Annotated in this window: 8 protein-coding genes and 1 pseudogene; 6 read left to right on the top strand and 3 right to left on the bottom strand. The window is 51.2% G+C overall.

The genetic code is table 11. The features are described 5' to 3' along the window. Positions 1-12 precede the first annotated feature (12 nt). The 4 genes and pseudogenes from rplI to CIK87_RS05620 all read left to right on the top strand — a co-directional run bounded on the left by rplI (position 13) and on the right by CIK87_RS05620 (position 7,014). Positions 13-534 carry a 50S ribosomal protein L9 gene (gene rplI, locus CIK87_RS05640; RefSeq protein ID WP_094386181.1) on the top strand — a complete coding sequence of 174 codons (522 nt, stop codon included), beginning with the start codon at positions 13-15 and terminating at the stop codon, positions 532-534. Between the two features lie 185 nt (positions 535-719). Then, on the top strand, positions 720-1,607 hold the full coding sequence (gene fabD, locus CIK87_RS05635) for an ACP S-malonyltransferase (protein ID WP_022311167.1): 888 nt from the start codon (positions 720-722) through the stop codon (positions 1,605-1,607). A gap of 5 nt (positions 1,608-1,612) precedes the next feature. Further along, positions 1,613-3,731: pseudogene (locus CIK87_RS05630) on the top strand (alpha-amylase family glycosyl hydrolase). A 16-nt stretch (positions 3,732-3,747) separates the two neighbouring features. Further along, positions 3,748-7,014 carry a glycosyl hydrolase gene (locus CIK87_RS05620; RefSeq protein WP_094386175.1) on the top strand — a complete coding sequence of 1,089 codons (3,267 nt, stop codon included), beginning with the start codon at positions 3,748-3,750 and terminating at the stop codon, positions 7,012-7,014. Positions 7,015-7,106: 92 nt separating this feature from the next. On the opposite strand, the gene CIK87_RS05615 is transcribed toward CIK87_RS05620, so the two are convergent. Further along, entirely contained in the window at positions 7,107-8,681 is a 1,575-nt protein-coding gene (locus CIK87_RS05615; protein ID WP_022311163.1) for an Rne/Rng family ribonuclease, read from the bottom strand. Positions 8,682-8,903: 222 nt separating this feature from the next. Continuing rightward, positions 8,904-9,182 carry an HU family DNA-binding protein gene (locus CIK87_RS05610; RefSeq protein ID WP_022311162.1) on the bottom strand — a complete coding sequence of 93 codons (279 nt, stop codon included), beginning with the start codon at positions 9,180-9,182 and terminating at the stop codon, positions 8,904-8,906. Between the two features lie 373 nt (positions 9,183-9,555). Here CIK87_RS05610 and CIK87_RS05605 point away from each other — a divergent pair, with 373 nt between their 5' ends. Further along, positions 9,556-10,410 (top strand): DUF3298 and DUF4163 domain-containing protein, encoded by an 855-nt coding sequence (locus CIK87_RS05605; protein ID WP_022311161.1) that lies wholly within the window; start codon positions 9,556-9,558, stop codon positions 10,408-10,410. Positions 10,411-10,475: 65 nt separating this feature from the next. On the opposite strand, the gene CIK87_RS05600 is transcribed toward CIK87_RS05605, so the two are convergent. Continuing rightward, positions 10,476-11,126: a SprT-like domain-containing protein gene (locus tag CIK87_RS05600; RefSeq protein ID WP_158216210.1), complete on the bottom strand. Its 651-nt coding sequence runs from the start codon at positions 11,124-11,126 to the stop codon at positions 10,476-10,478. 162 nt (positions 11,127-11,288) lie between these two features. Here CIK87_RS05600 and dinB point away from each other — a divergent pair, with 162 nt between their 5' ends. Continuing rightward, a complete protein-coding gene (dinB, locus tag CIK87_RS05595; RefSeq protein WP_094389325.1) occupies positions 11,289-12,377 on the top strand; it encodes a DNA polymerase IV in 1,089 nt (362 codons plus the stop codon). The last annotated feature ends 223 nt before the right edge of the window (positions 12,378-12,600 follow it).

The following is a 12,600-nucleotide window of genomic DNA, read 5'->3' as shown; positions in this document are numbered from 1 at the left end:
GGAGGAAGCACAATGGAGATTATTTTGAAAGAAGATATCATCGGTCTTGGATACAAGAACGATATCGTGAACGTTAAGAGTGGTTACGGTCGTAACTATCTTATCCCCACAGGCAAGGGTGTTATCGCTTCGCCCAGCGCCAAGAAGGTGCTCGCTGAGAACCTTAAGCAGCAGGCTCACAAGCTGGCTGCCCTCAAGGCTGAGGCTGAGAAGAAGGCTGAGGCTCTCAATGGTGTAGAGCTGGTAATCGAAGCTAAGGTTTCTGCAACTGGTGTAACTTACGGTTCGGTAGGCGCTGCTGCTGTAGTAGAGGCTCTCGCTAAGAAGGGCTTCGACATCGACCGCAAGATTGTTACCATGCACGATGCCAAGAAGGTTGGCGACTACGAGGCTACCGTTCACTTCCACAAGGAGGTAGAGGTAAAGGTTCCCGTTAAGGTCGTTGCCGAGAACGCTCCCGTGGAGGCCGTTGAGGCTCCCGTTGAGGAGGCTCCTGTTGCTGAGGCTGCTGCCGAGGCTCCCGCAGCTGAATAAGTTTGCGCTGTAAAGCAAATCTCAATAGAAATCCTAACTGCAATTGCGCGGTTAGGATTTTTTTTGTGCCATAATGTATGGCGGTGCCTCGCGCGTACATAAAAATAAATGTGATTTATTTTGTATTGCGCTCGGTTTTCACTAACTTTGCACTAAAGTAATAAGTATTAAGTAATAAGATAATAATGAAAGCATTTGTATTCCCCGGACAGGGTTCACAGTTTGTCGGCATGGGCAAGGAGCTCTACGACAATAATCCATTGGCAAAAGAATTGTTTGACAAGGCCGACGAAATCCTCGGCTTCAAAATCACTGATATCATGTTTGCAGGCACCGACGAGCAGTTGAAGCAGACTAATGTTACCCAGCCTGCTGTATTCCTGCACAGTGTCATCTCTGCTCTCTGCCTGGGCGACGAGTTTGCTCCAGCAATGGTTGGCGGTCACTCACTCGGTGAGTTCTCTGCTCTTGTAGCAGTAGGCGCGCTCAGCTTTGAGGATGGCCTGAAGCTGGTGGCTGCCCGTGCCAATGCCATGCAGAAGGCTTGCGAGGCTAACCCTGGTACTATGGCTGCCATCATCGGTCTGCCCGATGAGAAGGTTGAGGAAATCTGCGCTGAAGTGTCTACCGATGGTAATGTAGTGGTTGCTGCCAACTACAACTGTCCTGGCCAGCTGGTTATCTCTGGCAATGTAGATGCCATCAATGCCGCCTGTGAGAAACTGAAGGAAGCCGGTGCCAAGCGCGCTCTGCCCCTGAAGGTTGGTGGCGCTTTCCACTCTCCTCTGATGCAGCCCGCCAAGGACGAACTTGAGGCCGCCATCGAGAAGACTACATTCAATGCGCCCAAGTGCCCCGTTTATCAGAACGTGGACGCCAAGCCCCACACTGAGCCTGAGGTAATCAAGGCCAATCTGATAGCCCAGCTCACCAGTTCGGTTCGCTGGACTGCCAGCGTGCAGGCTATGATTGCCGACGGTGCCGATGACTTCACGGAGTGTGGTCCTGGAAAGGCGCTGCAAGGTATGATAGGTCGTATAGACAAAACCGTGGCTGTGCGCGGTATCGCCTGAACGATATGATAGTTTATCAGATATTTACCAGACTTTTCGGCAATCGTAACACCACTCGTAAAGAGTGGGGTTCGGTTGCCGAAAATGGTTCTGGGAAGATGAATGACATTGATGCGCAGGTGCTGAAGCGCATCAAAGCTATGGGTGTGACCCATGTGTGGTTTACCGGTGTGTTGCGTCATGCCACGCAGACCGACTACACGGCTTATGGCATTCCGGCTCAGAACGCCGAGGTGGTCAAGGGTCGTGCCGGTTCTCCCTATGCCATTACCGATTATTATGACATTGACCCCGATTTAGCTGTCGACGTCGATAAGCGTATGCAGGAGTGGGAGAGGCTCATCGCAAGGACGCACAAGGCGGGGATGAAGGTAATCATGGACTTCGTGCCCAACCATGTGGCGCGTCAGTACCACTCTGTATGCAAGCCCAAGGGCGTAAGAGATTTGGGTGAAGACGATGATGTCAACATGCACTTTTCCACCCACAACAACTTCTATTACTGCTGGGGGCAGTCGCTTGACTTGGGCGATGTCACCGATAGTCAGACTTATCACGAGGCTCCTGCCAGAGCTACCGGCAATGACCATTTTGACAATCGTCCTGGTCGCAATGACTGGTATGAGACCGTCAAGCTCAATTATGGTGTTGACTATTGTGATGCAGGTGGTCGCTCTGAGCATTTTGACCCCACTCCCGATACGTGGACCAAGATGACAGACATCCTGATGTACTGGGCAGGCAAGGGAGTGGATGGTTTCAGATGTGATATGGCAGAGATGGTTCCCGCAGCGTTCTGGGCTTACGCCACCAAGGTGGTGAAAACGGCTTATCCGCATATCATCTTTATCGGCGAGGTCTACAATCCTTCGCTCTACCGTACTTATATTGGGGCTGGCTTTGACCTCCTATATGATAAGGTGGGCATGTATGACAGTCTGCGTGACATCGTCTGTGGCCGTCGTTGGGCCTCTGACATCACAACGCAATGGCAGCAGACCGACGATATCCGCGACCACATGCTCTATTTCCTGGAAAATCATGACGAGCAGCGTATTGCGAGCGACTTTTTCGCCGGCGAGCCTTGGGCTGCCTATCCCGCCCACATAGTGAGTTGTCTGCTCCACGCCAATCCTTATATGCTCTACGCTGGTCAAGAACTCGGCGAGCGTGGTATGGACAAGGAAGGCTTCAGTGGTCGCGATGGTCGTAGCACTATCTTCGACTATTGGAGCATGGACAGTGTCAACCACGGATACTTCGATATTCGCAAGAAAACACCGTCGGAACGCAAACTGATGGATGCCTACAAGCGCGTGATGCTCATTGCTGAGAAAGAGAAGGCGGCAAGCAGAGGTCTGACCTTTGACCTGATGTATGTTAATGGTCATCTGGCACAATCTCAATATGCCTTCCTGCGCAAGAAGGATGACGAGCTGCTTCTGGTGGTTGTCAATTTCGCAGCTGAGGCCATCGATACGGGAGTTATCATTCCTTCGCATGCCTTTGTGTATATGAGTATCGCAGAGGGGGATGCCGACGCTGTTGAGTTGTTGAGTGACGGTAAGGCCAAGTTGCATCTTGCGGTCAACGAGGCTGTCAATGTCGCCGTTCCGGCTCATGGCGGAGTAGTATACAAAATCAAACAATAATATCATGGACGAATTGATTCTGAACGAACACAACAAGGAGGAATTCCCGCCTGCCCATACTGCCGAGCATCTGCTTAATCAGCTGATGGTACGTAAGTATGGGTGTGAGCGAAGTCGTAATGCGCACATCGAGCGCAAGAAGAGCAAGATAACCTATCAGCTCGCCAACAAGCCCACCCGCAAGGAAGAGAAGTTCATCGAAGATGAGATGAACCGCCTCATTGATGAGGACATGCCTGTAACCTATGAGTTTGTAGACCGTGACCATATCCCCGAGGGTGTTCATATCGACCGTTTGCCCGAGGATGCGAGCGAAACCATCAGGCTGGTACGCATCGGCGATTACGACGTCTGCCCATGTATCGGCAAGCATGTGCGCTCTACTGGACAGATTGGCCATTTTACTCTGCTCGGCACCAATTGGGACGAAGAGAAGCGCAGCTTCCGAATAAGGTTCAAAATCGTACAATAACTTAATCTATATCCATATGTTGAAACTTAAATCATTACCAGTATTGCTCTTTGTTGCCGCAGGGGCATTGTCCGCTTCGGCTCAAGACGCACAGACTTTGTACCAGGACTTCCAGCATCCCGGTCAGCCTTATCGCCCCCGTGTATGGTGGCATTGGATGAACGGAAACATCACCAAGGACGGTATCTACAAGGACCTCACCTGGATGAAGCGTAGTGGCATTGGTGGCTTTCATGTCTTCGATGCCGGTCTATCCACTCCGCAAGTCGTCGAGAAGCGTCTGCCTTACATGACGCCAGAATGGAAAGACGCCTTCCATTATGCCATTCATCTTGCCGATAGTCTCGGGCTCGAGGCGACTATCGCCAGCGCTCCCGGATGGAGCGAGACTGGCGGCCCATGGGTCAAGGACGAAGATGGAATGAAGAAGCTCGTTTGGCGACAGACCGAGGTCAAAGGTACAGGCAAGGCCCTGAAGGTTAAGTTGCCCGGTGGCTTTGATATCACTGGCCCCTATCAGGACTATTGTTATGTCAATCAATCTGTAGCCACAGTCTTCTTGCAGAAGAAGTTCTATCGCGACGTCGCAGTTCTGGCTATGCGCATTCCAGATAACGACAAGTCGATGATGGAGCTCAATCCGACCATCACAACCAGCGGTGGCACAGTTACTGCCGAGCAGCTGGGCAACGACAGTATCTCTGACTATTCTATCATCCAAGCCGAGAAGGACGGCAAGGCATGGGTGCTGATGGACTTTCATCAGCCACAACTCGTGCGGTCAGTGACATGGTCGGTATTGAAGATAGAAGAAAGAGTGGAGAACTGCGCTGCGAGTCTCTTCTGCAGCATGGACGGAAAGACATTCACCAAGGTGGTCGACCTGAGTTACCAGGGAGGCTTCGAGCGTGTGGAGGATATTCCTCAGACCACAGCCCGTTATTTTAAGATGGTATTCACAAGTACTGAGAAGAACAATCCCGCTACCGGATTCCGTCTTTCTTCGCTTAAATTGTCACCCGTAGTACGCGTAAACCTCCTTTCAGACAAGTCGGCATCTTCTTTCTATCGTTATGGAACGTCTGTCAAGACTCCTGCCACTACCGATGTTGTCAACACGGCAGACGTTGTCGATGTTACCTCTTTTGTCAAGGACGGCGTGCTTACCTGGAAAGCTCCCAAGGGCCGTTGGCGCATCATGCGATTCGGCTACGGACTCACAGGAAAGACCAACCATCCCGCTTCGCCTGAAGCTACCGGTCTCGAGGTTGACAAGATAGACCCCGTGGCTATCCGCGATTACTATAAGAATTATCTCCAGACTTATGTCGATGCCAGCAAGGGACTGATGGGTAACCGTGGTATCACCTACTTGCTCAATGACAGTTATGAAGCCGGTGCCCAGACATGGACAGGTAAGATGGTGGAAGAGTTCAAGGCCCGCCGTGGCTACGACTTGCTCCCCTGGCTTCCCGCGCTGGCAGGTATCGTTGTCAACAGTGCTGAGGAAACCGAGCGCTTCCTCTTCGACTGGCGTACCACTATCGGCGACATGATGACAGAGTACCACTACGACCAGATCACTGACATCCTCAAGCCCTACGGCCTGAAGCGATATACGGAGAGTCATGAGGCGTGGCGCGCCAACGCTACCGACGGTATGGACTGCAAACGCAGCGCCGATATACCTATGTCTGCTATCTGGATGCGTTACAAGCAGGGACTCGTAACCGTCCCCCAGCACGAGAGTGATATCCGAGAGTCTGCTTCTGTTGCCCATATCTATGGACAGAACGTAGCTGCAGCAGAGTCGTTTACATCCGATGGCTTCCGCGATGGCGCCTTCGTGTATACCCCCGCTGTCCTCAAACCCACCGCCGATGCCGCTATGGCCAGCGGATTGAACCTCTTCGTCATCCACACCTCTCCCCACCAGCCTGTTGATGATAAGGTGCCGGGCATTGGCCTTGGTCTTTGGGGCCAGTGGTTCGACCGCAATGAGACTTGGGCAAGCCAGGCCGGCGCATGGACCGACTACCTCGCCCGCAGCTGTTATCTCTTGCGTCAAGGTAAGTTTGTCGCCGACGTAGCTTACTATTACGGTGAGGATTCCAATGTTACAGCCCGCTACCAGACCCGTATGCCAAAGTTCCCCAATACCTACAACTATGACTTCGTGAGTCCGTCGATAGTTAAGGATGTCCTCAAGGTTGACAATGGTCAGCTGGTAACCGCCACAGGTATGCGCTATCGCGTATTGTGGCTTGACAATGTGAGCATGATATCCATCAAGATGCTGCGCCGCATCAAGCAGCTGGCTGATGCCGGTGTGACCATTGCCGGCGACAAGCCCAAGATCCTCGTGGGACTCGATGGAACTGTCGAAGAGTTTGACAGCCTGGTAAAGGATATCTGGGGCTCTGGCCGCAAGAATGTTACTACCGGAGTGTCTATCGGCAAGGTGCTTGCAAACACTGGAGTCGCTCCCGATGTCACCTTCTCTGACGCCAAGGCCAACATCAAGTTTGTACACCGTCGTCTGAACGATGGCGAGATTTACTGGATAGCCAACCAGACCAAGCAGGCGCGCAAGTTCACTGCCTCCTTCAATGTCACAGGTAAGAAGCCACAGCTGTGGCATGCCGATACCGGCGCCAAGGAAGATGTGAGCTACGAAATGGTCGACGGCCGCACCCGCGTAACCCTCGACATGCCCGCCTATGATGCAGTCTTTGTGGTGTTTGTTGACGATACCGACGTTCCTGCTGTCACTCTCGCCGATCGCACCCGCACTGCTTTTGCCGAGTTCGCCCAGCCATGGACCGTCAACTTCCAGGCTCATCGCGGAGCTCCATCACAGATTGCTCTGGATAGCTTGGCATCGCTTACAGAGTCATCCGAGCAGGGAGTTAAGTACTTTTCAGGTGTTGCAACTTATACCAACACCTTCAAGGTAGCCAAGAAATCACTCAAGAAGAAAGCTCCCTCACGCATACTGCTTGACCTGGGCGAGGTCAAGGACTTGGCCGAAGTTACCGTCAATGGTCAGCCCGTGGGCGTGGTATGGCATGCACCTTATATAATAGATATCACCGCTGCCGTCAAGGCTGGTGACAACAAGGCCGAGATTGCTGTAGTCAATCCATGGCACAACCGCATGGTAGGAGATATGCAGCCCGGCGCCGAGACTGTCACCTATTACCCCATCAAGTATTACAAGGCCGACGAGCCTCTCCTCAAGTCAGGCTTGATAGGTCCTGCCCGCATTGTCGGTGAAAGATAAACGCAAGAAGCTACTCTTCGTCAGTCCGAAGGGTAGCTTCTCACAGATTACTACAAGAAAGAGCCTCCCACTTTGCTGTGAGAGGCTCTTTCTTATTTGGTTTCGATTTCTTCCTTCATGTCGATAAACTGCTTCTTTGTATCGTAGAATTCGTATTGTAAGAAAGCAAGTTTCTGCGACGCTATTACATGTACGCCAAAGCCGTACTTTAGCTGCCATTTTCGCTTGAGTGATACCAGTCCTTGGTTGATATATGCCTCAACGTATGGATGTACATGTAGATAGAACTTCTTGATGCCAATCTTGTTGACCAGTCGGTCAATCTTTCTTTCGAGAATGTCAGTAAACAGGATGCTCGACTTGATTTTGCCTGTACCGTTACAGGTGGGGCAGGCCTCTTCGACGTTGACGTCCATGGCTGGCCTAACCCTCTGACGGGTTATCTGCATCAGTCCAAACTTGCTAAGAGGCAGGATGTTGTGTCTGGCTCTGTCCTTTTGCATGTTCTTGCACATACGTTCATAGAGCATCTGCCGGTCTTCGGCGAGGTTCATGTCGATGAAGTCTACGACGATGATACCACCCATGTCCCTTAGTCTGAGTTGGCGTGCCAGTTCGTCGGCAGCGCCAAGATTGGTTTCCAGTGCATTCTGTTCCTGTCCGTTTTCCGATTTAGAACGGTTTCCACTGTTCACGTCAACCACGTGCATTGCCTCTGTGTGCTCGATTATCATGTAGGCACCATGGCGGTAGTTGACCGTTTTGCCGAAACTCGACTTAATCTGTTTGGTTACGTTGAAGTTGTCGAAAATTGGAACTTTACCCGTATAGAGTTTTACGATGTGCGCTTTTTCAGGGGCTATAAGCGACACGTAGTCTTTTACTTCCTGATAAACATCTTCGTCGTTGATGTAGATGTTCTCATAACTTGGGTTGAACAGGTCTCGCAGAAGCGCTACGGCACGGCTGGTTTCTTCAAACACAAGTTGGGGTCTTTTCTGTGTCTTTTGCACCTTTGTTATGGCGTCCTCCCAGCGCTTGGTAAGCACCTTCAGCTCAGTATCCAGTTCAGCCACTCTCTTACCTTCGGCTACCGTTCTCACAATAACTCCACAGTTTTTCGGCTTAATGCTATGTATAAGCTGCTTGAGTCTTGCTCTCTCTTCTCCCGACTTTATTTTGGAAGATACCGAGACCTTATCGCCGAATGGCATAAGCACAAGATATCGTCCGGCAAAAGAGATTTCGCCTGTCAGTCGCGGACCTTTGGTAGAAATGGGTTCTTTTACAATTTGCACCAGCACCTCATCGCCCACTTTGAGCGCAGTCTGTACGCTGCCGTCTTTAGGGATATCGGGCAGACGTGATGCTTTGGCAAAAGGGTAAAGTTTTTTCCGGTCACTCTGTACCTGTCTGAGATATTTCTCGTACGAGTTGAATTGGCTTCCTAAGTCAAGATAATGAAGAAAGGCATCGCGTTCGTAGCCTACATCCACAAAGCTGGCGTTGAGACCAGGCATCAGTTTTTTGACTTTTGCTATGTAGATGTTGCCCACAGAGAAAGAGGCCGAGCGGGGCTCGTTCTGATACTCCACGAGGTTCTTGTCCTCGAGCAGAGCTATCGAGATTTCTTTCTGACGGACGTCAATGATTACTTCGCTTGTCATACTATCTTCACTTATTGCTTAAAAAAATGGGGGCATGTCGCACGACACGCCCCATTAGTCTTTTTGATTAGGCTATAGAGCAATACAATGATTACTTGCTCTTATGTCTGTTCTTGCGTAATCTCTTTTTACGCTTGTGAGTAGCCATCTTGTGGCCCTTCTTCTTTTTACCGTTTGGCATAATTCTTTTAATTTAAATGGTTATGTTTTTGCGTTGTATGCTTAGTTGTTCTTCATCTTCTCCACGAACTCCTTGGCAGGCTTGAAGCTGGGGTAGTCGTGTGCGGGGATGATTACAGTAGTATTCTTCTGTATGTTGCGAGCTGTCTTCTCTGCACGACGCTTGATGATGAAGTTACCGAAACCACGCAGTGAGATGTGCTCTCTCTTGAGCAGGCTTTCCTTTACAGTCTCCATGAGACTTTCCACTACAATGGCTACTTCCTTCTTTGAGATGCCAGTATTCTCTGAAATCTTGTTTACAATTTCTGTCTTTGTCATTGCTGTTTTTATTGTTATTTATATGAATATTTTGACTATGTTTGTTTTTGTGGGTGCAAATATAATAGTTTTTTGTGTGATATGAAAAGATTATCACTCTTTTTTGCGTTTTTGGGGGATATTTTGCCGTATAAGTGGCTCATTTGTAGGTTATTGAAGGGCGAAAAGAGGCTTTTCGGCACCTTTTTGCATGTCTCCATCGTTACTTTCTTGTCACTCGCTTTTCCCCTTGTTTAGACTGCGATTGCCGGAGGTATCGATGGCGTTGCCCCAGATGCTTTTTTACTTATTATTAACTAAAGTTGTTTGGTGGGAATTATGCTTTCTGCTAACTTTGTCTTTTCTAAGTAATATTATATACCATATTAGAATTATGAGAAGACTATTTTTCGTTGCCTCCATCCTCTTGGTATGGATGGGAGGCATTACCGGATGCAAGATGGCTGGCTCTGCCAATGGTTCCGACTCTTTGGCGGTTGACAGTTTCAAGTATGCCTTTGCCGACAGTATGCTCCACTGCAATATTGTGGCCGATGTGCCCCAGGGCGATGACTCCCTCGCTGTCGGAGTGCGCGCTTATGTCAATGCCCAGCTCGACTCGCTTTCCAGTGTTCATGCTTTTGACGCCTCGCGTTCAGCCGGATACGGCGGAGACCTTACCGATGGCCAGGCGCTGGTCGATTTCTATGGCAAGCTCAATGTTGACTCGATGCGCGCCATGCAGTCGCCCGATGGCGGAGCCCCCGAGTTCCAGTGTTCTTACGATGTGGCTATTCGCCTTGCCGCCCAGAACGAGCGTTATGTCACCTATAGCGTAGACCAGTATGTGTATGGCGGTGGCGCCCATGGTTCTGCCGTGTCCTACCGTGTCAACATCCTCAAGTCTTCGGGCCGCGTGCTCGGCGCTACTGTCGATGCCGCTCAGCTTGAAGCCATCCAGCCTCTGCTGCTTCACGGTGTGACCACCTATATCAACGCCCAGGGGCAGAAGGTTACCGAGGACGAAGCCCTGAAGCTCCTCTTCATCGACAAGGGCATCATCCCGTTGCCCGCCCATGCTCCCTATCTTGCTGCCGACGGTCTCCACTTCGTCTATCAGCAGTATGAGATTGGCCCTTATGCTATGGGCATGGTTTCGTTTACATTGCCTTACGACAAAGTAAAGCCTTACATGACTGCCGAGGCACTCCAGCTTCTTGAGACTGGTGCCGCCGATGCTGCCAAATAAGTATAATATAATAAGGTGTAAAAACAATGGCACGCTGTTTGTCTTGACAGAACAGCGTGCCATTTTCATTTTCCGGCAGTTTGTCTAATCCGCTCGTCTTCTTTCAGATGCTGGGCCAGCAGAGCTTCATCTACATAGTAGAGCTTGACCGTGAGCGGGTGCGGATAGTTGTAGAAGAAGGTATCGGTTGTGTAGTACCACTCGATGCTACTCACCTTGTCGCTTTCCATGAGTACTTTCTGGAAGTGGGCCACCCTTGTGCTCGGGGGTAGGGTGATGGCGGTCTTTCCCGACGTCATCCGGCATGCCGCCACCAGATTCCACTTCATGCGCACCACCTTGGTCACTTCTCTTTTCATCTTTGTGCTTATGGTGATGTGGCGCCCGAACTCCTTGTTGATTTTTTCCATCACCGACTTGAATACAGGTCCGTGCGAGCTTGCGTCTTTCAGTTGTTCATGCCATATATGCAGATGTATCATCTCGTGCAGCATGATGTCTTCGGCCTTTCGTTCGTCGATGTCATACTTCACGTTGAGCTTCATCTTGTACATAGCCACGTACCCCTGCTTGTCGCGCTTTAGCGTACGGTGCATCTGACCCATATACGAGTTTACGTTGACCAGCCAGAAAGCCGGGCGGGGCAGGCGGTCGTTGAAGATTGTCTTATTGAAATGAGCAAAGCGCTCTCTTGCAAATTCCAGCGTATATCTCATGTCTCTGTTATTCTTGGACCGAGTTCCCTCAGTTCCGATTACGTAGATGCAAAAATACTCATCTTTTCTCTTACCGCCAAGCATAGCTTTGTTCTTTTGCGTTATTTTTTTGTTCTTCCCGCAGTCTGGAGTAAAAGAAAAGTGGTAATTTTGCTCCTGATTATGGAGCGCAAGATTATACACATCGACATGGACGCCTTCTTTGCCTCGGTAGAGCAGCGCGACGATGCCTCACTCCGTGGCAAGCCCATTGCCGTGGGCTTCGACGGCGAGCGCGGCGTGGTGAGTACTGCCAGCTACGAGGCACGCCGCTATGGCGTTCACTCTGCCCAGTCGATGGTTGTCGCCCACCGCCTTTGTCCCGAGCTCATCGTGGTGCCATGCCGGCACGACTACTATGCCCAGGTGTCGGCACAGATACATGCCATCTTTGCCGACTATACCGACCTCATCGAGCCCATATCGCTCGACGAGGCATTTCTCGATGTCACCCACAACAAGCGCCACATGGATATGGCGGTCGAGATAGCCCGCGAAATCAAGCAGCGCATTGCCGACGAGCTCCATCTCACTGCCTCGGCAGGCGTGTCCTACAACAAGTTTCTCGCCAAGATAGCCAGCGACTTCCGCAAGCCCGACGGACTCTGCGTCATCCATCCCACGCGTGCCCTCGACTTCATCGCCTCGCTGCGGGTCGAGCAGTTTTGGGGTGTGGGTCCCAAGACCGCCGAGCGCATGCACCGCATAGGCGTCTTTACTGGTGAGCAGCTGCGCGAGGTGTCGCGCCATCATCTCTGCGAGGTCTTTGGCAAGATGGGCAACGTCTATTACGACTTTGCCCGTGGCATCGACCTCCGCCCGGTTGTGGCCGACTATGTGCGCAAGTCGGTTGGCTGCGAGCAGACCTATCTGCGCGACATCAGCCAGCGCTCTGTAGTCATCATCGAGTTCTACCACCTTGTCGTCGAGCTTGTTGCCCGCCTTGCCGACGCCCGTTTCGAGGGTCGCACGCTTACCCTCAAGGTCAAGTATGCCGACTTTACCCAAATCAGCAAGCGCATTACCACCAACCATACACTGTCTACCAAAGCCTCCATACTGCCGCTGGCTAAGCGGTTGCTGGCACAGGTAAGCTACTCGTCATCGCGGCCCATACGCTTGTTGGGGCTGTCGGTCTCCAATCCGCTCGCCGACGATGGTTTGCCCCAGAGCCAATGGGTCGAAGGCGACCTCCCGTTTGAGGAATGGTGACCCTACGCGCCTATGGCTGACGATGCCCCCCCCCTTTTACCTTGTTTCCACCCATGCCCGATGTTGATAGCAAGCCGGCGGATGCCATATTCCGTTCACGCATCAGAGCCGACTTGTCCGCTGCCGCTTAATCTTATGTTGCAAACCGTGAATTGGAGAAATCAAGGCGTGAAAACATTAATTCGCGCTTCGCAATAGTCATTTCATGCTTTGAAACTCCTCT

Source organism: Prevotella sp. P5-64 (assembly GCF_002251285.1).
Lineage (GTDB): Bacteria > Bacteroidota > Bacteroidia > Bacteroidales > Bacteroidaceae > Prevotella.
This window is presented reverse-complemented; position numbering and strand designations above follow the sequence as displayed.